Source organism: Acinetobacter wuhouensis (genome assembly GCF_001696605.3).
Lineage (GTDB): Bacteria > Pseudomonadota > Gammaproteobacteria > Pseudomonadales > Moraxellaceae > Acinetobacter > Acinetobacter wuhouensis.
In genome coordinates, this window is sequence record NZ_CP031716.1 from 1,734,074 (window position 1) to 1,756,824 (window position 22,751).

Here is a 22,751-nt window from a genome sequence, read left to right on the forward strand (position 1 = left end):
GCAAATGCTTGTCTTTTTCATTATTTATAAGGTGATGTTTATAGATTTAAGCAATTAAACTCATTAAATCTTTGTTGTAAAACAGTCGTCATACGCTCAACCAATGAGTCAATCAAACCGTTACGATCCCATGCATAAATCGAGATTGAGATGGGATTAACAGAACCAAACTGTGTATATTGACGGACACGATAATTCTTTGTTGTTGCAATAGGTAAAAGAGATAAACCTAAACCTGCTTCAACACTAACTAATATATTGGAGATACTATTACCAGTAAAAGCAATGTACCAGTTTTGCTGTTCACGTTCCAAAAACTCAAACATCTCATCCCGATACAATCCACCTTGAGGAAAAGCCACAAGGGCAAGGGGATTTTGCCAGTTTTCGCCATGATCAATACTTTCAAACCATGCCAAAGGCTCTGGAAATGTCGCACGATAATCTGCACTGGCAGCAGATTCCTTAACAATCACAATATCAAACTGACCATTACGATAATTCTCCATTAACTCACGACTTAGCCCTGATGTAACTTCAAGATGCACATTCGGATTGACTTCAGTAAAACTCGCTAAGATCAGCGCCATTTCACTATTCATAATATCCTCAGGCAAACCAATACGAATAGGAATCGTACCTGTAGGATCATCTAAAATTTGTTGAGCTTCTTGCTGTAGAGCCAAAATTCGTCGTGCATAACGAATAAGCTGTTCACCTGATGCGGTCAGTTGTAAGGGACGAGATTGACGATCAATTAACGGTTTTCCAACAACATCTTCAAGACGCGCCAGTTGTTGACTGATCGTAGATTGGGTTATGTGCAGGCGTTCAGCAGCCAAAGTAAAACTGCCTGCATCGACAATGCTGACAAAAGCGCGAAGAAGACGTGGATCAAACATGAAAAGCCACCATTCTATAAAAAGATAAACAGGCAAATGTGCATCAGATACTATTTAATATCTTAATGCATTTGATTAAATAATTTAATTTCTAAATAGTCATTTATTTGGCTATCCTGAGTCATATTCACTGAAATTCAAATATTTTGATGCGCGCTGAGTGCTGTTTATAAGGAAGATGATGCAATGTATAAATCATGGATAATCACGCTATGTGCTGTTGCAGTGAGCGCATGTGGTCATGCAACTTCAGGAGCTTCAATGCAAACAGAAACTTTACATCAAGCAGCAGAAACGAATAATGTTGCAAAAATTTCACAATTATTGTCAGAAAAAGCACCGATTGACGCACGTGATTTATCAGGCGCAACCGCATTATTGGTTGCTACACATGAAAATAATGTTGATGTGGCAAAAGCATTGATTGAAGCAGGAGCAGATGTGAATGCTAAAGATCTTATTCAGGATAGTCCTTATCTCTATGCAGGCGCGCGAGGTCATTTGGAAATTTTAAAAATGACCTTGCAACATGGCGCAGACTTGAAAAGTACCAATCGTTATGGCGGTACGGCACTGATTCCGGCAGCTGAACGTGGGCATGTGGAAACGGTACGCACTTTAATTCAGGCGGGCGTGGATGTGAACCATATCAATAATCTTGGTTGGACTGCCTTAATGGAAGCGGTGGTTTTGGGGGACGGTAGCCAAAAGTATTTAGATATTATCAATCTGCTAATTCAAGCAGGGGCAGATGTGAATATTCCTGATCGTGAGGGAGTGACTGCATTACAACATGCGCAAGCACGTCATTATTCTGCTATTGAAAAAGCATTGTTGAATGCAGGTGCAAAATAGTTTAAGTGGAGTGTAACTGTGAAAAATATAGAAAATTTTCTTAAGCAAGCGATTGAATTGGCTTATCAAAACTGTGAAGTCGGTGGACGTCCATTTGGGGCAGTCTTGGTCAAAGATGACAATGTGATTGCAACAGGTGTCAATCAGATTATAACTACAAATGATCCTACAGCACATGCTGAACTTTTGGCTGTCCGTGCAGCAAGTCAGCAGTTGGGTACTGCCAATTTAGCAGGTTGTTCGGTTTTCGCCAGTGGTCAGCCATGTCCAATGTGTATGGCTGCGATGCGTATGGCAGGCGTGGAAGCAGTTTACTATGCACATTCCAATGAAGATGGAGAAGCATTTGGTTTGTCTACTGCGGGGATTTATGCAGATCTTGCCAAGCCTTTTGCTGAACAAAGTATGAATATTCAATATATTCCTGTACGGATTGAGCATAAGCCAGATTTATATGCATTTTGGAAAGCATCTACGCAATGAAATTTAAGCTGGATAAAAGCTGAACGATATAAAGGTTCAATAATCATCGTAGCAGAACCTAAATGCAATCAACTGAAATAAATGTAGAACTATGAAATTCCTCAATCATCGCAGCATGTTAGTCATCACAGTGGCTTTGGTCGGCTTAAATCTGCGCCCATTTATGACCAGTATCGGTCCTGTAATACATCAAATTCGCCACAGTACAGGATTAAGTTTACAAGGTGTTGCTTTACTAACTTTAGTGCCGATGTTGCTGATGGGAATCATCGCATTTATTGCACCCGCCATACAAAATTTATTGGGTGAACGAAAAGCGATTCTCAGTGCATTGATACTGATTGCTTTAGGCTGTGCTTTACGTTTTGTTGTGCCTAATGGTGCGGTATTAATTTTAACTGCGGCTATCATCGGATTTGGTGTTGCCGTGATTCAGGCAATCTTTCCGAGTTTAATCAAACGAGAATTTATTCAGCACTTAAGCCCGATGATGGGATTATATTCCGCCATGCTCATGGGTGGAGGGGCATTGGGTGCTTTGCTTGCACCTGCTGTTGCTGAAAGTCGTGGTGACTGGAAAATGGGATTGGCAATTTTCATCATCCCTGCAATGATTGCTTTGTTTTTTGCCTATGGCTTTATTCAACCAAATTCAACAGCAACCAAAGCTATGCCTAAGGTTAGGATTTTGCTCAAACAGCCACGAACATGGTTATTGATCAGTTGTTTTGGTTTAATCAATGGGGGATATTCTTCAATTGTGGCATGGCTCGCACCTGCATTTCAGGATTTGGGTTGGAGCACTACGGCCAGTGGGCATTTAATGGCAGTGCTTACTTTAAGTCAAGCTGCGGCAGCATTACTTTTACCTTATTTATCTCGTCATGATAAAGACCGTCGTAGCTGGCTTGCTTTGACTTTGGTTTTACAATTGGCTGGTTTTGCTGGTTTTGCTGGTTTTGCTGGTTTTGCTGGTTTTGCTGGTTTTGCTGGTTTTGCTGGTTTTGCTGGTTTTGCTGGTTTGGCATTGCGACCTGAATGGATGCCGTATTTATGGGCAGTGACATTAGGCGCGGGTTTAGGTGGTTGCTTTGCATTGTTGATGGTGGTGGTTTTAGATCATTTGCCTGATCCTACACATGCAGGTCAATTATCTGCTTTAATGCAAGGTGGTGGTTTTATTCTGGCTGCGATGGCACCTTGGTTGCTGGCAGTTTTCCATAGTTTAACGGGTACGTATGTGATGGGTTGGATTTGGCATTTCTCTATGGTGATTGTAGTGGGTGTATTGATGATCAGGTTGAATCCGCAACATTATGATAAAGTAATACGCTTAAACTAAGTGCTGATAGTTGAGCTTCTACATGCCTTCACAATCCCGATTCCTCTGTATAGGGGGCTTCCTCAACGGAACACAAGTCAAAGATCAAGGCGATAGCTTTGTCTGTATTGAAAATGGCAAACAAATCACTTATTTCAAAAAAGAAATTTTCAATCAAGATGCTTGGGATCATGATTACTATGTCTGTGAAACAACCAGTGATTTAGACGCTAAAAAATGGGTTTTTGACATCGAATAATTGTTCTTGTTAAAGCGAAATATTGAATTGTAAAAGCAAATTTTAGCCATTAAAAAGCCCCATATTTCAGGGGCTAGTCGTATCACTCGCGTGATACTCATATAAGGCTCATCTCATACTGGATCTATTAGAACACAAAACGTAAAATTTATCATTCTAAAGTTAAAACAAAAAGCATATAGATTAAAAAAAAGCCATGTAGTAACATTACTACATTAAACTAATTTATGAAAAAAAGGAGACTCCAAATGCAAATAAGTAGTCGAGAGTTTAATCATGATATAGGTAAGGCAAAAAAGTCGAGTCTTGAAAACCCAGTGATTATCACAGAACGTGGTAAACCATCACACGTGTTACTGAGTTATCGTGACTATGAAAAACTCATTATGAAACAATCTAGTATGGCTGATTTGTTAAGCTCTGATGATAATATAGAGATAGAGTTTAAAAAACTTAATGTACAAGCTAAAGCTGTGGAGTTGGATTGATGCTACTCCTTGATACCAATGTTATTTCTGAGTTTAGAAAAATATCCAAAGGTAAAGCAGATCCTCATTTTGTGGCTTGGCAGAGAGAGATACTCCCAAGCTTATTTTATATCTCAGCAATAAGTATAATGGAGATAGAATTAGGAATTCTCAAAATACAAAGAAAGGATCATACTCAAGGTGAAGTTTTGCGTAAATGGTTAGAATATAAAGTGATTCCTGCATTTGACTCGCGCATTTTAAATATTGATGTGAGTGTAGCACGTGTGTGTGCAAATTTGCATGTACCAGACCCACGTTCAGAGCGAGATGCTTTAATCGCAGCAACTGCCATAACAAATGGAATGAGTCTAGTCACAAGAAATACTAAAGATTTTAAGGATATGGGGCTTAATCTTATAAATCCTTGGGAATAATTTAAATCATTCAATCATCATCAAATCGGATTTATTCTCAAGCTTCAAAGGACGCAAAGCAAAAATAGAACGAGTATGACGTATGCCTTTCATTGAATATAAATTTTTACGCAAAAAACGTTCATAATGTTCAGCATTCTTCACAGCGACCTTGACTAAATAATCATAATCTCCCGTCACCAAATGTGCCTCGACTACTTCAGGCATCTGACTCAATGCATCACTAAATTGTTCTAAAATTTCATCATCATGCCGTTCAAGTGTGATTTCAATAAAGAATAATTCATTGATCCCAATTGCTTTGGCATTAATATTTGCTGTATAGCCTTCGATGACATTCATCGACTCAAGGCGCTTCACACGTGTCCAACATGGAGAAGATGACAGCCCAACAATCTCTGCAAGTTGAGCGACTGTTAAACGACCATCCTGACGAAGTGCCGATAAAATTTTTCGATCAATGCGATCTAAAGTGTACTGACTATCATTCATGAGCTATACCACAGAAAATATTTTCGTGAATAATCCTAAAAAAGAAAAATCATTCCGAAAAGAATCAAGAATTAGGTGAAATACGGGAAACATTCTAGTCAGAGACAAGCTAAAATAAACATATTAAATCAAAGACATTTGGGAGACTGGCTTTGATTTTGCAGTGTGTATCTTTAAGGGAAGGGTGCCTTTAACGATACACACTGTATACCTATTTTAGAACTCAAACTTTATTCATTAAACTTTTTACTGAAGATTTACAGCAAACTTAAACATGAAATTAAGTATTTTGATTCACCTGTTTTGATTTTAACCAATAAGCAAAAGTTAAACACAGCAACCAAAAAGGGATTAAAATCACTGCGATTCGCATATCAGGTGTCATCCACATCACCATTAAAATGCACAACATAAAAATAACACAAATATAATTGGTGGTTGGATAAGCAATAGCAGGAAATAACGTCACTTTCTTTACGTCTTGCATCCGTTGTTTAAATTTTAAATGCGTTAGTGCCAACATCATCCAATTGATTACGATCGCTGATACAACCAAACTCATCAATAATTTAAACGCTTTTTCAGGAAATACGTAATTCAAAACGACGCAAATCAAAGTCACCAAAGCAGAAGTCAAAATCGCAGCGTATGGAATACCACGTCGATTAATCTTGCGTAAGAATTTTGGTGCATTGCCTTGTTCCGCAAGCCCAAGCAACATACGACTAGTACCATAACTGGTGCCGTTATAAACCGAAATCGCCGCAGTCAATACTACAAAGTTTAAAATGGTGGCAACGCCCTGACTACCGAGGGAATCAAAAATTAATACAAAAGGGCTACCACCTTCCGCAATTTGGTTCCAAGGATATAATGATAATAAGACCACAATAGTGAGCACATAGAACAATAAAACACGATAAACAATCTGGTTCACTGCTTTGGGAATAGTTTGAGTTGGATCTTTGGTTTCTGCTGCAGCGATGCCGACCAATTCAATTCCTCCAAAAGAGAACATGATGATCGCCATTGCCATGATCAAACCCGTCAAGCCATTCGGGAAAAATCCACCCAAAGCCCATAAATTGGAAATAGAAGCAGTTTCACCTGCATGACCACTTGCCAATAACCATGCGCCAAAGCCAATCATGCCAATGATTGCAGCAATTTTGATGATCGAAAATAAGAACTCCATTTCACCAAAAACTTTGACATGGAGTAAATTAATCACATTGATCAAAATAAAAAAGCCAAGTGCGGACACCCAAGTCGGAATTTCTGGCCACCAGTACTGTACATATAAACCGATTGCACTGAGTTCAGCCATACAGACCAAAACATTGAGTACCCAATAGTTCCAACCTGACATAAAGCCTGCAAACGGATTCCAGTATTTATAAGCAAAATAACTAAAAGAGCCACTGACAGGTTCTTCAACCACCATTTCACCGAGTTGACGCATCATAAAAAATGCAATTAAACCTGCAATGGCATAGCCTAAAATAACTGATGGGCCAGCAAGTTTGATGGTTTGTGAAATACCTAAAAATAGCCCAGTTCCGATAGAGCCACCCAATGCAATCAATTGTATATGGCGGTTACTCAAACCATGTTTGAGTTGGCTCGAATTTTGTGCAGACATAAATGATCCATTTATGTGATAGTCGCTGAGTAGTTCAGCGATAGAGAAAATGTAAGGGGCTTACTATAATAAAAATTTATACATAAATAAAATTTAATTTATAATTGATGGGTTATTAAGCAACTTGCGCTCATTTAATGAGAATATGCTTAAAATAATTTCACTAAAAATTGTCAAGTTGGATTCTTGCGTATTAACATGAACTACACTCCAATATAAGTACAAGACATGAGAATTAGCGCTTGGTACAGCCTTAGAAAGTTTGTTTATAACAATTTACATAATGATGATTACGAAACTCAATTTAGCCGTTCGATCAATTTCTTATTAATTTTTCTCATTATTGGCAATGTGATTGCAGTACTTTTAGAGTCGATCAATGACGTTTATAAGGTATATAAAATTTATTTTGATACCTTTGAAAATATTTCAATTGTGGTTTTTACTTTGGAATATATCTTGCGCTTTTGGAGTGTCGTTGAAAAAGATCCTTTTGAAACCGAATGGAGACAACGCTGGAAATATGTGATCAGTGGCGCAGCAATCATTGATCTATTGGCAATTTTACCAGCATATATCAATTTCTTTGTTCATATCGATTTACGGTTCCTACGAATCTTAAGATTATTACGTCTATTAAAATTAACCCGCTACTTTGTCTCATTACAAATTCTTCTGCGGGTCATTGAACGCGAAAAAGGTTCGTTTCAAGCGGTCATTTTTATTTTACTGATCATGATTGTTATGGCTGCTGCAGGAATATATGTGGTAGAAAGCCGAGTACAACCTGAAGTATTTAGTTCAATTCCTGCCTCGATGTGGTGGGCAGTAGTGACATTGACGACTGTCGGTTATGGAGATGTCACGCCAATTACACCTTTAGGGCGCTTTTTAGGTGCTTTAATTACGATATTAGGTGTTGGTCTGGCTGCATTACCCGCAGGTATTTTGGCTAACGGTTTAGCCAATGAGCTTGAACTTAGAAAACAACAGCTTGAATTAAAATTTAGAGATTTATTAGAAAGTTGTGAAATTGACATTATTGATGATGAAGAAAAAATAGAAAACATTCGTAAAGAGGTCGGTTTATCCACTGAACAGACTCAAGATATTGTTTTGCAGTTGATTCGAGAACGTAAAGAAGACGCTTTGGAAAGGGAAAAGAATAAGTATTGTTTTTGTCCGCACTGTGGGCATAAATTGCCAGAATGATCGTAATTAAATCATTATGATAAGGCTAAAAGGGAAGTAAGATGAGTTACGATATACAGTTATTTCATATCCAGACGATGCACAACTATGAAAACTCGAATGATGAAGAATTTTTTGAGCATGTGGAAAATTTTACAGCATTTTCGCAGGATCAATTTGACGTTTTAAAAGCAAGTTTACTGAACTATGATTATGAGGTTATACGCATCGATGATGATGCATTGCATTTTAAAAAGTCTGATGATGAAAGTTCTGCGGTGGCATATCTAACACGATATGCGATTTATTTTTCCGCAAGTTTTAATCAAGAAGACAGTTTTGAAATCTCAATGACAGCCTCTGATTTTACTGATACAGGTGAGTTTGCAAAGTATGATCCGCAATTGGGAGAATGGGAATTTTGAATCTATGATGAAGTGATGTATAAGCATTTGACTCATTATAAAAACATAAATTTCAGATACAAATAGGCTAAATGGATACAGTTTTAAATCAGGTTTTATAAGTTGATTTTACTTATTTTATGGAGTTGTTGTATTCAAGTGGTACTGAATAAATCTAGTGAAATTACACTTATCTAGCTGAAAAATTATTCAAATTTGAATTAAATATATGCATAAATTCGAATAAATGGATAAATCATGACATTTGAAATAGATGCATTCGGTACAATTGTAATTGCTGTTTTTGTTTTATTTATCGGGCGCTTTTTAGTTCAAAATATTCCCTTTTTACGCAATTATAATATTCCTGAGCCTGTTGTAGGTGGTTTGATCGCTGCACTTTGCTCCTATTTAGCTTATAAATTTTTGAATATTAGTGCGACTTTTAATGCTGATATTCAAAAAGCACTGATGTTAATGTTCTTCACTTCAATTGGTTTGAGTGCAAGCTTTATCAAACTCAAAGAAGGTGGAAAGTCTTTGGTGATTTTCCTATTTTGTGTGGCAGGTTTTGTCTTGGTACAAAATGCTGTAGGCATGAGTTTGGCAAAAGTGCTGGGACTAGATCCTTTAATCGGTCTCATTGTCGGTTCTATTACTTTGACGGGCGGGCATGGAACCGCAGGTGCTTGGGGTACCATTCTTGAAAATGAGCATGGTATTCATGGTGCTGTTGTCTTGGGCATGGCGAGTGCAACCTTTGGTTTGATTATTGGTGGTGTGATTGGTGGTCCAGTTGCTAAATTTCTAATTAAAAGACATAAGCTTGCGACTGAGATTGGTGATGTAGATCATGATGATACGCCTGCGGCAGAAGGAAGTGCAGCATTTGAATATCCACATAAAACACGTTTGATCACCTCAAGTAATGCCATCACGACGTTAGGGATGTTTGCACTGTGTATCTTTGTTGCCAATTGGATGACAACAGTCAGTAAAGGGCAGTGGTTTGAATTACCGACATTTGTTTGGGCATTGGCATGTGGCGTATTACTTAGAAACTTCTTAGAACACGTTGTAAAAGTGAAAATCTTTGATCGAGCAATCGATGTTTTTGGAAATGCTGCATTGTCCCTCTATTTGGCAATGGCGTTGTTATCTCTACAGCTTTGGTTATTAGCTGATTTGGCAGGACCATTGGTGATTATTCTATTGCTTCAAATGGTGACGTTGGCACTGTATACCAGTATCGTGACTTTTAAAGTGATGGGAAGTAATTATGATGCAGCAGTTTTGGCAGCTGGACATTGCGGTTTCGGAATGGGAGCAACGCCAACAGCAATCGCGAATATTCAGGCTGTGACCAATACTTATGGTCCATCACATAAAGCCTTTTTAATCATTCCTTTATGTGGTGCATTTTTTATTGACATCATCAATGCAGTGGTAATCCAAACGATTATTAAGTTTTTTTGATGTGTGAAGATTGAATTTCACTAGACCATCAATTCTTTGTGTCTAGTTCATCATTTTAGCTTTATCAGTAAAGCCTCTATTCGATAGAGGCTTTATGCTGTCTAGATATCAGATGTTAACAAGTTGTGATCGTTATGGTGAATTAAATTCATTTATTTTTTAATTTAGCATATTAATATTCAACTATAATGAAATTCACTCATGTTTTGATATAATGAATTTTATTCATTTTATATTTTGTTTGAGCCTCGCCCTCAAAGCATAGCTTCTCGTCTTGTGCTCGGGTAAAGCGTTGCTTTTAATGAAAGGATTGTTGTTTAAATCCTTTATGTAATTTTTTAATTTATGTTTTGCTTAAGCCTCGCCCTCGAAGCATAGCTTCTCGTCTTGTGCTCGGGTAAAGCGTTGCTTTTGATGAAAGGATTGTTGTTTAAATCCTTTATGTAATTTTTTAATTTATGTTTTGCTTAAGCCTCGCCACTCGAAGCATAGCTTCTCGTCTTGCGCTCGGGTAAAGCTATTTATTTTAAGTCCTTCGCACTTTCAGCACAGCTGAAAGTCTTGCACAAGGACAAAACGTTGTTTTGTTGAGACCTTGTTCATGCTTGAGATTCGTCATTTAAAAACATTAACTGCATTGCGTGAGCATGGTTCATTGGTTGCTGCTGCAAATGATCTATGTCTAACACCATCTGCAATTTCTCATCAACTCAAAGAGTTAGATCATTGGTATGGTGTAGAGGTGGTGAATCGTCGTAGTCGCCCTGTGACATTTTCCAATGTGGGACAACGGTTGTTGAAACTCGCAGATGATGTTTTGCCACAAATTCAAATTGCACAAACCGACATTACCCGTATTGTGCATGGGCAAACTGGAAGAATTATTTTCTCTTCAGAGTGTCACAGTTGTTTCGATTGGCTGATGCCTTTGTTGAATCAATATCGTCAACAATACCCAGATGTTGATCTTGATTTTGCTTCAGGTTTTGAGGCAAATCCGCATGAGCTTTTACAAAATGCTGAATTCGATTTGCTTATTACTGCGGATCCAATCGCATTAAAAGGGATTGAATATTTCCCAATCTTTGAATATGAATCACGTTTAGTTTTGTCCAATACTCATCCATTGGTACGTGTTGAAAAGATTACTGTACAAGCATTGGCGGAAGAAACTTTGATTACTTATCCTGTCGATAAGCATCGTTTGGATATTATGGCGAAGCTCTTTATTCCTGCGAATATTTTGCCTAAACAAATTCGTACAACGGATTTAACTCAGATGCTTATTCAGCTTGTAGCAAGTGGACGTGGTATAGCTGCACTTCCAGATTGGGTGGTAAATGAGTACGAACAAAAGGGTTGGGTAACTTCTAAACGTTTAGATTGTGTGGCGGAAAATGGTTTACGCCGTACTTTGTATGCAGGTTATCGTACTGATGAAAAAGAGAAAAGTTACTTCGAAGGCTTTTTAAAGCAGTTGGCGAAGTTTTCACAACAGCGCAATCGATACTATTAATTCATTGAAGTCTTGGTTTCTTTTCATGGGTAGAAGAACATCAGCCCATGAATTTTTATTCATTCACATATTGAGGATGATCAGTTGACCGTGAAGCTTGTCACCGAGTTGGGCTACATTCTATGGCAGTCGTGCCATTGATTCATTTGGATGAACCGATTGGTGTTTTGAAAATTTATTCTGAACAAGTCAATGCATTTAAAGACAGTGATATTCATTTATTGGGCTTGATGTCTGAACTGATCGCTGCCGCAATGTATCATGCAACTAAATTTGGTGCGCAAGAACTGTATAAATTAGCAACACAAGATCATTTAACAGGATTGGCAAATCGAGCATTATTCCTTGATTGTTTAAGACAAGGCGTAGAAAAAGCCAAACGTTCTGGAAAAAATCTGGGTATTTTGATGATTGATATGGATGGTTTAAAGCCGATTAATGATCATTATGGACACCGTCTTGGGGATGAAGCTTTAAAAGAAATTGCCAAACGAATTGATGGTTCGACACGTAAAGAAGATTTAGTGGCTCGTTTAGGGGGTGATGAGTTTGCTGTGATTTTAACTTCTGTTGCAGATCAAGAGCTTGCGAAAAATGCGATGAATAGGATTGTTGAGGCATGTGGATTACCTTTTGTTTTTGAAAATATTAAGCTGAATATGGGCGCGAGTGTTGGTTTGGCACTATTCCCAGAAAATGCCATAGAATTGAATCAGTTAATTGAATTTGCAGACTTGAAAATGTATGAGAATAAAAGAGCAAGAAAGGCTGTAATATTGAAAGAATAGTTTTGATGTATCAATTTCTCAATGGTGATTTTCAAGCAGTAGATATGCTGAAAAGCCTTGTATGACGAGATTCATTTGTGATCTAAATAGGGTACAGCTACGCCCAAATTTACGGACATTAGAAAAACAAATATTTAAACAGAATAGTTACGTTGTTTTATCGACATTTGCTCATATTCATGGCTTAATCTTTGTTCAAGGAAATAAGGTGTATTAAAAATAGATAGGATAAAAATACGAATTCGGCACTTTAGTCTAATTTCGGCATTTTGAAATTTTTATACACTGTAAAAAGCTTTCCAAGTTGATGATATTGTCGCATTTTTGATCATTATTTTTTAAGATAATGTGTATATTTATTTTAATGAAAATGATCACTATTTAGGAATGTGATAATACTATTCAGCATGGTTTAAATCGGTATACTAGAAACTCTTGTTATAAAAAGTAGCAATATCAGGAAAGACAATGACTGCACGTATTCAAAAAGGCAAGTTAGCGATTGCTAAAGAACTTTACGATTTCATCGAAAATGAAGCACTACCAGGTTCTGGTTTAGACAGTGAAACTTACTGGAAAAACTTTGAGCAAGTCGTTGTTGATCTTAGTCCTAAGAACAAAGCGCTTCTAGCAAAGCGTGACGACCTTCAGGCTAAAATTGATGAATGGCACCGCAACAACAAATTTGAACTCGAAGCTTATAAAGCTTTCCTTACCGAAATTGGCTACTTATTACCAGAAGTAGAAGATTTCCAAATCAGCACAGAAAATGTAGATGAAGAGATCGCATTATTGGCTGGTGCGCAGTTGGTAGTACCTGTGCGTAATGCACGTTACTGCTTAAACGCTGCTAACGCTCGTTGGGGTTCTTTATACGACGCACTTTACGGTTTTGATGTGATCCCTGAAGATGGTGGCGCTGAAAAAGGTAAGGGCTATAACCCAGTTCGTGGCGACAAAGTAATTGCATTTGCTAAGAATTTCTTAAATGAAACTTTCCCATTGGCAAATGGTTCGCATGCTGATGCAACTAAATATGCTGTTGAAGGCAAAAAATTAGTTGTTAGCCTAAAAGATGGTTCAACAACGACACTTGCTAAAGAAGCTCAGTTTGTTGGCTTTAATGGCGACGAAGCTGCTCCAGTAGAAATCGTACTTTTAAATAACGGTTTACACGTAATCATCGAAGTTGATGCTACAAGCCCAATCGGCAAAGCTGATGCGGCTGGCGTAAAAGACCTTGTTCTTGAAGCTGCTGTAACTACGATTCAAGATTTGGAAGACTCAATCGCTGCTGTTGATGCAGAAGAGAAAGTTGAAGGCTACCGTAACTGGTTGGGCTTAATGAAAGGTACGCTTGAAGAGTCTATCGAGAAAAATGGTAAAACCATTACTCGTACACTGAATAAAGACCGTACACACAAAAACCTGATCGGTGGTGAAACTAAACTTCACGGTCGTTCATTGATGTTGCTTCGTAACGTAGGTCACTTGATGACAAACCCTGCGATCCTTGTAGATGGTGCTGAAATCTACGAAGGTATCATGGATGCGTTGATCACTCCGTTGCTTACATTTGCAGACATCAAAGGCGAAAACGAGAACAAGAACTCACGTAAAGGTTCTATGTACATCGTGAAGCCAAAAATGCATGGTCCTGAAGAAGTTGCATTTGCAGTTGAATTGTTTGAACGTTCAGAACAAGCGTTAGGCTTACCTGCAAAAACTTTAAAAATCGGCATCATGGATGAAGAGCGTCGTACTTCTGTGAACTTGAAAAACTGTATCGCACAAGCGAAAGATCGTACGATCTTCATCAATACAGGTTTCATGGATCGTACAGGTGATGAAATTCATACATTCATGGAAGCTGGTCCATTCGTTCGTAAAGGCGAAGTAAAAGCTCAAATCTGGTTCCCAGCGTACGAAAACCGTAACGTGATGGTTGGTTTACAGTCTGGTTTACGTGGTAAAGCACAGATCGGTAAAGGCATGTGGCCTAAACCAGACATGCTGTTAGACATGTACAAAACCAAGATTGAACATCCAGAAGCGGGCGCAAGCTGTGCATGGGTTCCATCTCCGTCAGGTGCTGTAATTCACGCGATTCATTACCACCAATGCAACGTGTCTGCACGTCAGCTTGAGTTGTTAAAAACTGATGCATTGCCATTAGATGACTTATTAACTCCTCCTTTGGCAACAGATACGAATTGGACTGCAGAAGAGAAAACCAAAGAACTTGAAAATAACTTACAAGGTATCTTGGGTTATGTGGTTCGTTGGGTTGACTTGGGCGTAGGTTGTTCTAAAGTTCCAGACATCAACAACGTTGGTTTGATGGAAGACCGTGCAACTTTACGTATTTCTTCACAACACGTTGCCAACTGGTTACGTCACGGTATTGTGACTAAAGAGCAAGTTGAAGAAGTGATGCAACGCATGGCGAAAATTGTGGATGAGCAAAATGCGAATGATCCAGAATATACAGCTATGGCGCCAGGTTTTGATGGCTATGCTTACCAAGCAGCGTATGACTTAGTATTTAAAGGTGGTGAACAGCCATCAGGTTATACTGAGCCATTGCTACACGCTTATCGTTTAAAATTAAAAGGTTATACAGGTGACTAACTTCATTCTTTAGAATGATTTATTCAACTGAATAATATTTAAAAAACCAGTTATTTCGATAGCTGGTTTTTTGTTGGGATTTTATGATTAAACAGTGTAATGGCAAAATTTCATTTATAATTATAGTTAATTTAAGAAAATAAGAATTTAAATATGAAAGTTAAAAACTTAAGCTTAATCAAAATTTCGACGATGTCGATATTGAGCTTGTCTGCGATCGCATGCAGTTCAACTGAACCGCAGCAGAGCAGTCAAAGTAAATATGCACCGCCTCCAAAGCAACAAGCACAGACAAAAATTTTGGAAGCGAATGAGCAAAAGTCACCAGTAGAGCATCCTTTTGATCCAAAAGATTGTCCCGCGTGTGGTATGGGGTAAATAAGTAATGAAACCGTTACTCGGTTTGTCTATTTTTCCCCAATTGAGTTTTTTGAACACATGTTTATCATTATTTGAACAAGAGAAAGTTGAGGTTTTGGAGTGGTCATTCGATCATTGCCATTATGAGAATAGACCTGAGTGGTTTAATTTATTGCTCAAAGATTATAGCGAAGCAGGGCGTTTGCTTGCACATGGTGTGCATTATTCGGCATTTACTGCGCAGATGAATGAATTGCACGATGAGTGGTTAGCATTGTGGGAACAGGAACAACAACAGCTTAAATATGTACACGTTTCAGAACATATTGGTTATAAATCACAACTTAAACAGAACTCAGGATTTCCATTACCTTTAGATTATCACTTGGTCGATGTTCAAGACTTTCAACAACAGGTGGTGGCTCTTCAATCTGCTTCAAAAATACCTTTAGGCTTTGAAATTTTGGCTTTGTCTTTGAGTTATCAGCAAGTTGTTGAGCAAGCAAAGTTTGTTACAGGATTGTGCCAAAAATTTAATACTTTTATCGTTTTGGATTTGCATAATCTTTATTGTCAAGCATTCAATTTTAATCTTGAGATCGATGCTTTAATCGCACTTTATCCTATTGAATATATTCGAGAGATTCATATCTCTGGGGGAAGTTTTAGTTATAGTGACTTAGCTGATAAACAGGTTCGCCGTGATACGCATGATGGTGCTATTCCCAAAGCATTATTTAAGGTATTACAAGATTGGCTACCACGTTTTAAACATTGCCAATATATTATTTTTGAGCAATTGCCAGAAAGTCTGAAAACTACTCAAGCGCAACAACAATTTATCTCTGACTATGATCAGTTAATGCGTGTTCGTGATCAATTTTCTGTTGAAGCACTTGAGCAGCCTAATAAGCTATTACATGTGGAAAACCGTTCATTACCCCCACATGAGTTGTTTAACGATAGAGAAACTTTATTTGAGGAACAGTACTTATTGGCGAATGCATTGATGCAAGTAAAAACTCCACAAGATTTACAAGTAATGACGTTCAAATACTTTAATCATCAGGATTGGTCACTGGCGATGATTGAAACTGCAATAAAGCTCAGTCAACGTTGGAATGTAAATAGTGAGTAACGTAGTTGATACTCAATAGGTGAGAATTCTTTGTTAAAATCAAAAAGGTTAATAATTTAGTTGAATCAAAATGACATCAGTACTTAAGTTAGATGCATTAAAAAATGCGGAAGTCTGCAATACACCATATCCATATTTTATTGTAGAAAATTCAATCGTAGAAAGTGAAGTACAAGCCGTCGTCGCAGATTTTCCTAAGCTGACCCAAGGGGGAAGCTACAACTTGGAAGATGTTGAAATTAAGCCTAATTTCGATCGTTTATTGAAATCTGTAGATACGCCTGAGTTTCGCCAAATCTTAACTGATAAGTTTGGTGTCAACGTCATGGAACATCCGATGATGATCACTTTGCGTGGTTTTTCACGTCAAAAAGATGGTCGTATTCACAGTGACTCAAAAAGTAAATTACTCACTATTTTGATTTATTTAAATGAATCATGGGATGCTGAAACAGGTCGTTTACGTATTTTGAATGATAACCAAGACATCAATAATTATGTCGCTGAAATCAATGCGGGACCAGGTTCACTAGTTGCATTCAAAGTGACAGATAATGGTTGGCATGGTTATATTCCATATGAAGGGCAGCGCCAGTCGATTCAAATTAACTTTTTAACCAGTGAAAAAGCCAATGCAAAACATAAGTTTTTCCATGGTTTGAGTGCTAAAGTAAAGAAAATTTTTGGTTAATCTAGTTTTACAAATAGATTCAAAATCAAAGCAAGTTTCGACTTGCTTTTTTTTAAACACAAAATTTTATAACGATGGTATTAAATCATGTGTGCCAATTTCAAAGCAATTACACATCAACAGGCGCTACAACTAGGCTTGCCAAATATTGTCTTTGAATATGACGATGAAATTTTTCCGAGTTTTCAAACTCCTTTGCTATTTAAGTCTCAAAAAGGACTTGAATGGCGTTCAGTCAATTTTGGTTTAGTACCGAAATGGTCTGAAGATATGGAAATTGCAAAACATACCTATAATGCTAGAAATGAGACGCTTTTAGAAAAGCGAAGTTTTGCAGAAGCCTTTACTAAGTGCCAATTTGGTGTGATCCCAGTATCTGAGTTTTATGAGTCTAAATATATCAATGGCAAACCACAACGTTGGGCGGTGCGACGTAAAGATGGTCAGGCTTTCTATATTGCAGCTCTATATGAAGTTACGCGTTTAAAAGATGGCGAGATTGTTCGTTCGGCAACGATGATTTCTATGGATGCTCATCAACATGAGATGATGAAAGAATTTCATGAACCACGAACTGATAAGCGATCAGTCGTTGTCATACCACATCATCGTTTAGATGAGTGGTTAAGCTTAAAGCAGGTTGATATTTCAAGCTTTATTGAGGGTTTTCCTGTGGATGAGTTTGAATCTCTATATTGCCCGAAACAACATCACGATAAAAACTCCCCACAGATGGATATGTTTGATTGAAATCAAAATTTCTATCAAATCAATGTGAAACTAATAATTAATGAGATAAGTTTTTGAAAATGATTTTTAAACTTTCCATCATTTTCTCGATTTGAAGTGGTGTTAGCCCTTCAAACGATTGTTCCAGTATAACACCCATTAAGTCATTAATTTTTTGAGTCATTTGGACACCTTTTTCTGTTAAATGTACACGTGTGATACGTGCGTCATTCTCACAAGAATAGGTATCAACAAAACCTTCTTCTTTTAAACGATAAACAATTTTAGTTGTCGTCGACATTTTTGAAACAATCATATCAGAAAGTTCGGATACACTCGCATTGGGTTTAGCTTCTAAAGATACCAATAGGCGACGACGAGAATTATCTACACCATATTTTTTCAGTACATGATCAAGGTTTAGAACATATTGTGCATGAACTTGTGTAATCCAATAATAAGGAAATTCTTCGATATTAAAATTTTCAGCGTTCGGTAAAAATTTTGAATATTTCTTAGTCATTCGGGAGTCCCTGAATTTTTGTAATTATGGCCAAATATTAATTCTAATAATATTTTATTTTTATTACATGAATCAATATGTGATGTATCACTTAATGAAAATAACCAAGGAAAATCGATGGGGTATAATTTTCCATGAAATTAGCTGAGTTCAATTATTAAAAATTATACAAAGCCAAATGTTTCGATAAGTATGGCTAAACAAAGCGTAAAATTTGCCACTTGATATGAAAGGCAATAGGTCGCTTTAAACATCCAAAAGTTGTTCGAACGGTTGTATGCTCAAGAACTATGGGGTAAATAAGTTCTTGTTTGTTAGTCCTGTATTGTCTATATGTTATATGATTAAAAAGATCGAGTAAACAAGCTTTTAATGTGTATATTATAGATCCACGCTGTTGAAAGCTAATTCTTTAAAGACACACTATTTTTTGTTAAAAAGTGATAAATGCTATATTCAAAAAAAAGTTGCCAAATGTTGTTTATGTTTTTGATTTCACAAGATGTAGTAAGTTTATTTAAACTATTGGTGTATTTTTCCTAAATTAATTAAATGTAGAAATTTTATTAAAGTTCATTGAATTTGTGTAAGTTGAATGGTTAAGCTTTCAGTGTAAATTAAATTGATTCAAATATTCGTTTCTATACTTTAAAGCAAAAATATGAAAAAAATGTAATTTTTTTAGAAAAAATAATTACAAAAGGACAATATTGTGCATAATTAAATTAATTTAGTTGAAAAGGTATCATTATTCATGGACCCGTCGCCGTGTAGGTTTAGTTTTCATTTTTCTCGTTTATATTTTTATAATAATAAGCAGGAGATCTAATAATGGAATTTTTATTAGACCCTGGAATTTGGGTTGGTCTTTTAACCTTAATTGTTTTAGAAATTGTACTGGGTATCGATAACCTAGTTTTCATTGCTATTCTTGCAGATAAACTTCCTCCAGAACAACGTGATAAAGCACGTGTTATCGGCTTATCTTTAGCTTTGGTAATGCGTTTAGGCTTATTATTCGCTATCTCTTGGTTAGTTACACTCACAAAACCGCTAATCAGTATATTTGACTGGACTTTTTCAGGGCGAGATCTCATTCTCTTATTCGGTGGTCTGTTCTTGGTCTATAAGGCTGTAACAGAACTGCATGAAAAGATGGAAGGTAAGCCTGAAGTCAAAGTCACCAGTAATGTGGTGTATGCAGGCTTTGCTGCGGTTGTTGCGCAAATCGTCATTCTCGATGCAGTTTTCTCTTTAGATTCGGTCATTACTGCGATTGGTATGGTAGATAACATCTATGTGATGATGGTTGCAATGATTGTGGCGATGGTGGTCATGCTAATTGCATCAAAGCCGTTAACCGCATTTGTAAACCGACACCCAACTGTGGTGATTTTGTGCTTAAGCTTCTTATTGTTAATCGGTATCAGCTTAATTGCAGAAGGTTTTCAGTTTCATATTCCTAAAGGCTATATCTATTCTGGTATTGGTGTTGCGATTGCAATTGAGGCATTCAATCAGTTTGGTCAGCGTAATGCAGCAAAACATGAGTCGAAAATTCCATTACGTCATCGTACAGCGGATTCTATTTTAAGATTGATGGGGGGAAAAATAGAAACCGCCGATTCTCAGTCGATTGCAGCACAAGAAGCTTTTGCTGATGAAGAACGCTATATGATTGGTGGTGTTTTAACGCTTGCTGAGCGTTCAGTTGCTTCGATCATGACACCTAGAAGTCAGATTTCATGGGTCAATTTAGATGATGATCCTGAAAGTATTCGTCAACAAATTTTGGCAGTACCTCATAGTTTGTTTCCTGTTTGTCGTGGTCAGTTAGACAAGGTTGTAACAATCATTCGTGCAAAAGAGTTGATTGATGCACTAGATGAGCCAGAGCTTTTACAGACTTTATTGAAGCGTAATCGTCCAATTTTCATTTTTGAAAAGATGAAAGTAATTGATGCGATTCAGACCTTGCGGAATTCAAAGGGTTCTTTGGTTCTAGTAAGCAATGAGTTTGGTAATATTCAGGGTTTGATTTCGCCACATGATGTGTTTGAAGCAATTGCGGGGGAGTTCCCAGATGCTGATGAACAATTGGACTTGGTGAAATTGGATGAGCTGACATGGAAAGCTTCGGGTATGCTGGATTTGTATCAGTTGGAACTTGAACTTGGCATGTTAGATTTAATTCAAGATGATTCTGAATACTTCAGTGTAGCAGGATTAATTTTGGACAAAACTCAAGGTGAAGTTAAAGTGGGCACACAAATCGAGCAAGTCGGAATTTGGTTCGAAGTGCTTGAAATGGATGGAAACCGCATTAAAACGGTGAAAATTACTCGACCCGAATATTTGAGTTAATCTACGATCTATTTGAACTTTAACAGTATCATTAAAAATGCCTCTATGAATAGAGGCATTTTTTTTGAATAAAAAGAGCATTTAAATAGGATTACTTATTTAAATGCTAAAAGTAAACTTTAAAATTATTGAATTGTTTGTGTGATTTTAGACCATAAATTTTGATGAGACTTTTTAAACATCAGCATATGACCGATGGCTTTATGACCATGTTCTTGAGGACTTAGCTCAATCATATCGGTTTGTGCATTTGGGTAAAGGCGAAGCAAATCTTTGACATTGGCTTGAGTTGCAATCTCATCATCAGATGACCAATACACAGTAATTGGACATTGAATTTCACTGTGATAATCATCAAAAATGGTTTTACCAATGGCATTGATTACATAGCCGGGTTTGCTACAGAATTGTGCCCATTGTTTTGCAACATTTTTAGGTAAGTTTTCCCCCATGCCTAAAAAATTCGTTGCGCCATAGCCTTTGATTAAACTTGATACAGGGAAGATGAGGTTAAACATCACTGGTGCCATACGTTTAGTACGACCTTTTAGCCCTTTAACATGCCCTGTAGAGCCTGAAATGGAAATCACTTGTGCAACTTTGTCATAGTTTGGAACAATACCAAGTAACTGCCCACCAGCGCTATGACCAAGAAGTGTAATTTTTTTTTGTTGTGTCTTATTTAAAAGCAAATCAATCGCAGCAGGAATATCTAATTGCCCCCAGTCTTGGATACTGGCATTCGATTCTCGAAGAGGACCATGCAGTGACTGACCAATTCCACGGAAATCGAACACCATTACGTTGAAACCTTGTTCGGATAACCATTCACTAAAGTTATGGTAAAAACCTTGGGTAATCCCTGTAGCGGGGCAAATTAAAATAGGCAGTTGTTCAGTTGATTGTTTTGACTGATAAAAACGACCACTTAAGCTATAGCCATCGGTGCAAGTAATCGTTACATTCTCAAAAGTACTCATCATGATTCTATCGTTATGTTTACAAGTTTACTTTACACGAGTTCCAAAAAGAAACTTGATTAAAAAGTGACTTATAAGTCAAAGAGGCAAAGTGATAGGTTTCTATTTAGAGAAAGGATCAATGAAATGGATTTAATGAGCTTTACACTCGCAGTTAAATTAGCATTGCTATTCAGTGGGATATTTTTATTTGTTGGCATGTTGACTGGTGTTTGGAAGTATGTGCAGATTAGTCAATCAGAATTGGCACGGGCACATTATTATGTTGATATTGCACATCGGAGTAGTCTGCTTTATGCACCAGCCACTTTGATTCTTGCTGTAATGGCATATTTTTCAATTTGGTCAGAGAAGGTAAACTTATTTTTTATCATCACGAACTTAATTTTCTTTAGTTTTTCAATCGCGAGTTATGTATTACATGGTTGGTTGAAGGATACAAGTAATCAATTCAAGCAACCGCATCAATTGGGAAAAATACAATTACCCAAAATTATTTTACGAATCGCAATGATTTTATTGGTGATCGGTGAAATTGGTGCAACGGCTGGTCTATTGCTGGGAATGTATATAGGGTTATTTTGATCAAGCTTTATATTTTTAGTTCTAAATGAATTCTTATTTTTCTTTAAAGATGGATGCTTAGCATCCATCTTTTATTCTGTTATTTTCGCAAGTTTGCGAGATTTATGATCAACAACATCCCAGACATAGAAGGCTGCAGATACCACGAGGGCATACGCAAAGAATTCTGGCTTTAAATTGCCTTGAATCAACCCATGAATTAATAATGTCACTAATAGCGCAATTGTTGTGCTCAGATATGTGACCAACTTTGTATTTGCCTTCAACGAATTAATGAAGACTTGCTTGTTGAAATGTAATGATAACATCTCCATCCCTCCTGTCTGCTCGACAAAACCTAATTGTTTTAGTCAGATTTGAGTAATAGTTGTACCATATCCTATGAATATTTCAAGCCTAAATACTTCTATATTGTTAAATAATTATGACATATTTATGACAAATGATAATTATTTTTATAAAAAATAGAAATACTATTAATTTTTTTGTGAAATATTACTTTTATTGGAATTTAGTG

Annotated in this window: 23 protein-coding genes and 1 pseudogene; 18 read left to right on the top strand and 6 right to left on the bottom strand. The window is 37.0% G+C overall.

Going from position 1 to position 22,751, the window contains the following annotated elements; genetic code table 11:
- Positions 1–38: 38 nt before the first annotated feature.
- Positions 39–902: a LysR family transcriptional regulator gene (locus tag BEN71_RS08810; RefSeq protein WP_068974543.1), complete on the bottom strand. Its 864-nt coding sequence runs from the start codon at positions 900–902 to the stop codon at positions 39–41.
- Between the two features lie 186 nt (positions 903–1,088).
- Between BEN71_RS08810 and BEN71_RS08815 the strand changes: the two genes are divergently transcribed.
- From BEN71_RS08815 to BEN71_RS08840, 6 genes are all read left to right on the top strand, one after another.
- Positions 1,089–1,757: an ankyrin repeat domain-containing protein gene (locus BEN71_RS08815; RefSeq protein WP_068974544.1), complete on the top strand. Its 669-nt coding sequence runs from the start codon at positions 1,089–1,091 to the stop codon at positions 1,755–1,757.
- An 18-nt stretch (positions 1,758–1,775) separates the two neighbouring features.
- Positions 1,776–2,240, top strand: a complete 465-nt coding sequence (locus BEN71_RS08820; protein ID WP_068974545.1) for a nucleoside deaminase — start codon at positions 1,776–1,778, stop codon at positions 2,238–2,240.
- Between the two features lie 91 nt (positions 2,241–2,331).
- The gene (locus tag BEN71_RS08825; protein WP_117276782.1) at positions 2,332–3,582 is read left to right on the top strand and encodes an MFS transporter; all 1,251 of its coding nucleotides are present in this window, start codon (positions 2,332–2,334) and stop codon (positions 3,580–3,582) included.
- Between the two features lie 22 nt (positions 3,583–3,604).
- Complete coding sequence (locus tag BEN71_RS08830; RefSeq protein WP_068974547.1) at positions 3,605–3,820, top strand: hypothetical protein; 216 nt, start codon at positions 3,605–3,607, stop codon at positions 3,818–3,820.
- A gap of 248 nt (positions 3,821–4,068) precedes the next feature.
- A complete protein-coding gene (locus tag BEN71_RS08835) occupies positions 4,069–4,308 on the top strand; it encodes a type II toxin-antitoxin system Phd/YefM family antitoxin (protein ID WP_068974548.1) in 240 nt (79 codons plus the stop codon).
- A complete protein-coding gene (locus BEN71_RS08840) occupies positions 4,308–4,724 on the top strand; it encodes a type II toxin-antitoxin system VapC family toxin (protein WP_068974549.1) in 417 nt (138 codons plus the stop codon). The genes BEN71_RS08835 and BEN71_RS08840 overlap by 1 nt, the downstream gene beginning before the upstream one ends.
- A gap of 6 nt (positions 4,725–4,730) precedes the next feature.
- On the opposite strand, the gene BEN71_RS08845 is transcribed toward BEN71_RS08840, so the two are convergent.
- Together BEN71_RS08845 and BEN71_RS08850 are read right to left on the bottom strand one after the other, a co-directional pair.
- A complete protein-coding gene (locus BEN71_RS08845; protein WP_068974550.1) occupies positions 4,731–5,216 on the bottom strand; it encodes an Lrp/AsnC family transcriptional regulator in 486 nt (161 codons plus the stop codon).
- A 280-nt stretch (positions 5,217–5,496) separates the two neighbouring features.
- Positions 5,497–6,858: an amino acid permease gene (locus BEN71_RS08850; protein ID WP_068974551.1), complete on the bottom strand. Its 1,362-nt coding sequence runs from the start codon at positions 6,856–6,858 to the stop codon at positions 5,497–5,499.
- Between the two features lie 228 nt (positions 6,859–7,086).
- Here BEN71_RS08850 and BEN71_RS08855 point away from each other — a divergent pair, with 228 nt between their 5' ends.
- The 10 genes and pseudogenes from BEN71_RS08855 (at position 7,087) to BEN71_RS08900 (ending at position 17,803) form a co-directional block, all read left to right on the top strand.
- Positions 7,087–8,070 carry an ion transporter gene (locus BEN71_RS08855; protein WP_068974552.1) on the top strand — a complete coding sequence of 328 codons (984 nt, stop codon included), beginning with the start codon at positions 7,087–7,089 and terminating at the stop codon, positions 8,068–8,070.
- 41 nt (positions 8,071–8,111) lie between these two features.
- Positions 8,112–8,474: a hypothetical protein gene (locus BEN71_RS08860; RefSeq protein ID WP_068974553.1), complete on the top strand. Its 363-nt coding sequence runs from the start codon at positions 8,112–8,114 to the stop codon at positions 8,472–8,474.
- 237 nt (positions 8,475–8,711) lie between these two features.
- Positions 8,712–9,929: a sodium/glutamate symporter gene (gene gltS, locus BEN71_RS08865; protein WP_068974554.1), complete on the top strand. Its 1,218-nt coding sequence runs from the start codon at positions 8,712–8,714 to the stop codon at positions 9,927–9,929.
- A gap of 601 nt (positions 9,930–10,530) precedes the next feature.
- A complete protein-coding gene (locus tag BEN71_RS08870; RefSeq protein WP_068974555.1) occupies positions 10,531–11,445 on the top strand; it encodes a LysR family transcriptional regulator in 915 nt (304 codons plus the stop codon).
- Between the two features lie 83 nt (positions 11,446–11,528).
- Positions 11,529–12,233, top strand: a pseudogene (locus BEN71_RS08875) (diguanylate cyclase domain-containing protein); the annotation flags it as partial.
- A 468-nt stretch (positions 12,234–12,701) separates the two neighbouring features.
- On the top strand, positions 12,702–14,864 hold the full coding sequence (locus BEN71_RS08880; protein WP_068974556.1) for a malate synthase G: 2,163 nt from the start codon (positions 12,702–12,704) through the stop codon (positions 14,862–14,864).
- 153 nt (positions 14,865–15,017) lie between these two features.
- Positions 15,018–15,242 (top strand): hypothetical protein, encoded by a 225-nt coding sequence (locus BEN71_RS08885; protein WP_068974557.1) that lies wholly within the window; start codon positions 15,018–15,020, stop codon positions 15,240–15,242.
- Between the two features lie 7 nt (positions 15,243–15,249).
- Entirely contained in the window at positions 15,250–16,362 is a 1,113-nt protein-coding gene (locus tag BEN71_RS08890) for a multinuclear nonheme iron-dependent oxidase (protein ID WP_068974558.1), read from the top strand.
- 70 nt (positions 16,363–16,432) lie between these two features.
- Complete coding sequence (locus tag BEN71_RS08895; RefSeq protein ID WP_068974559.1) at positions 16,433–17,053, top strand: 2OG-Fe(II) oxygenase; 621 nt, start codon at positions 16,433–16,435, stop codon at positions 17,051–17,053.
- A gap of 87 nt (positions 17,054–17,140) precedes the next feature.
- The gene (locus BEN71_RS08900; protein WP_068974560.1) at positions 17,141–17,803 is read left to right on the top strand and encodes an SOS response-associated peptidase; all 663 of its coding nucleotides are present in this window, start codon (positions 17,141–17,143) and stop codon (positions 17,801–17,803) included.
- A 37-nt stretch (positions 17,804–17,840) separates the two neighbouring features.
- Here the strand turns inward: BEN71_RS08900 and BEN71_RS08905 are convergent, their stop codons facing one another.
- The gene (locus BEN71_RS08905) at positions 17,841–18,305 is read right to left on the bottom strand and encodes a MarR family winged helix-turn-helix transcriptional regulator (RefSeq protein ID WP_068974561.1); all 465 of its coding nucleotides are present in this window, start codon (positions 18,303–18,305) and stop codon (positions 17,841–17,843) included.
- A gap of 831 nt (positions 18,306–19,136) precedes the next feature.
- Between BEN71_RS08905 and BEN71_RS08910 the strand changes: the two genes are divergently transcribed.
- Entirely contained in the window at positions 19,137–20,669 is a 1,533-nt protein-coding gene (locus BEN71_RS08910; protein ID WP_068974562.1) for a TerC family protein, read from the top strand.
- Positions 20,670–20,794: 125 nt separating this feature from the next.
- Here BEN71_RS08910 and BEN71_RS08915 read toward each other — a convergent pair whose 3' ends face one another.
- Complete coding sequence (locus BEN71_RS08915; protein ID WP_068974563.1) at positions 20,795–21,649, bottom strand: alpha/beta hydrolase family protein; 855 nt, start codon at positions 21,647–21,649, stop codon at positions 20,795–20,797.
- A gap of 126 nt (positions 21,650–21,775) precedes the next feature.
- Here BEN71_RS08915 and BEN71_RS08920 point away from each other — a divergent pair, with 126 nt between their 5' ends.
- Complete coding sequence (locus BEN71_RS08920) at positions 21,776–22,234, top strand: hypothetical protein (protein ID WP_068974564.1); 459 nt, start codon at positions 21,776–21,778, stop codon at positions 22,232–22,234.
- A gap of 71 nt (positions 22,235–22,305) precedes the next feature.
- Here the strand turns inward: BEN71_RS08920 and BEN71_RS19335 are convergent, their stop codons facing one another.
- On the bottom strand, positions 22,306–22,542 hold the full coding sequence (locus BEN71_RS19335) for a hypothetical protein (RefSeq protein WP_068974565.1): 237 nt from the start codon (positions 22,540–22,542) through the stop codon (positions 22,306–22,308).
- Positions 22,543–22,751: the final 209 nt, after the last annotated feature.

Coding starts and splice junctions, on each gene's coding strand:
- BEN71_RS08810 (WP_068974543.1), bottom strand. CDS start 902: ATGTTTGATCCACGTCTTCTTCGCGCTTTTGTCAGCATTGTCGATGCA.
- BEN71_RS08815 (WP_068974544.1), top strand. CDS start 1,089: ATGTATAAATCATGGATAATCACGCTATGTGCTGTTGCAGTGAGCGCA.
- BEN71_RS08825 (WP_117276782.1), top strand. CDS start 2,332: ATGAAATTCCTCAATCATCGCAGCATGTTAGTCATCACAGTGGCTTTG.
- BEN71_RS08830 (WP_068974547.1), top strand. CDS start 3,605: ATGCCTTCACAATCCCGATTCCTCTGTATAGGGGGCTTCCTCAACGGA.
- BEN71_RS08835 (WP_068974548.1), top strand. CDS start 4,069: ATGCAAATAAGTAGTCGAGAGTTTAATCATGATATAGGTAAGGCAAAA.
- BEN71_RS08840 (WP_068974549.1), top strand. CDS start 4,308: ATGCTACTCCTTGATACCAATGTTATTTCTGAGTTTAGAAAAATATCC.
- BEN71_RS08845 (WP_068974550.1), bottom strand. CDS start 5,216: ATGAATGATAGTCAGTACACTTTAGATCGCATTGATCGAAAAATTTTA.
- BEN71_RS08850 (WP_068974551.1), bottom strand. CDS start 6,858: ATGTCTGCACAAAATTCGAGCCAACTCAAACATGGTTTGAGTAACCGC.
- BEN71_RS08855 (WP_068974552.1), top strand. CDS start 7,087: ATGAGAATTAGCGCTTGGTACAGCCTTAGAAAGTTTGTTTATAACAAT.
- BEN71_RS08860 (WP_068974553.1), top strand. CDS start 8,112: ATGAGTTACGATATACAGTTATTTCATATCCAGACGATGCACAACTAT.
- gltS (WP_068974554.1), top strand. CDS start 8,712: ATGACATTTGAAATAGATGCATTCGGTACAATTGTAATTGCTGTTTTT.
- BEN71_RS08870 (WP_068974555.1), top strand. CDS start 10,531: ATGCTTGAGATTCGTCATTTAAAAACATTAACTGCATTGCGTGAGCAT.
- BEN71_RS08880 (WP_068974556.1), top strand. CDS start 12,702: ATGACTGCACGTATTCAAAAAGGCAAGTTAGCGATTGCTAAAGAACTT.
- BEN71_RS08885 (WP_068974557.1), top strand. CDS start 15,018: ATGAAAGTTAAAAACTTAAGCTTAATCAAAATTTCGACGATGTCGATA.
- BEN71_RS08890 (WP_068974558.1), top strand. CDS start 15,250: ATGAAACCGTTACTCGGTTTGTCTATTTTTCCCCAATTGAGTTTTTTG.
- BEN71_RS08895 (WP_068974559.1), top strand. CDS start 16,433: ATGACATCAGTACTTAAGTTAGATGCATTAAAAAATGCGGAAGTCTGC.
- BEN71_RS08900 (WP_068974560.1), top strand. CDS start 17,141: ATGTGTGCCAATTTCAAAGCAATTACACATCAACAGGCGCTACAACTA.
- BEN71_RS08905 (WP_068974561.1), bottom strand. CDS start 18,305: ATGACTAAGAAATATTCAAAATTTTTACCGAACGCTGAAAATTTTAAT.
- BEN71_RS08910 (WP_068974562.1), top strand. CDS start 19,137: ATGGAATTTTTATTAGACCCTGGAATTTGGGTTGGTCTTTTAACCTTA.
- BEN71_RS08915 (WP_068974563.1), bottom strand. CDS start 21,649: ATGAGTACTTTTGAGAATGTAACGATTACTTGCACCGATGGCTATAGC.
- BEN71_RS08920 (WP_068974564.1), top strand. CDS start 21,776: ATGGATTTAATGAGCTTTACACTCGCAGTTAAATTAGCATTGCTATTC.
- BEN71_RS19335 (WP_068974565.1), bottom strand. CDS start 22,542: ATGTTATCATTACATTTCAACAAGCAAGTCTTCATTAATTCGTTGAAG.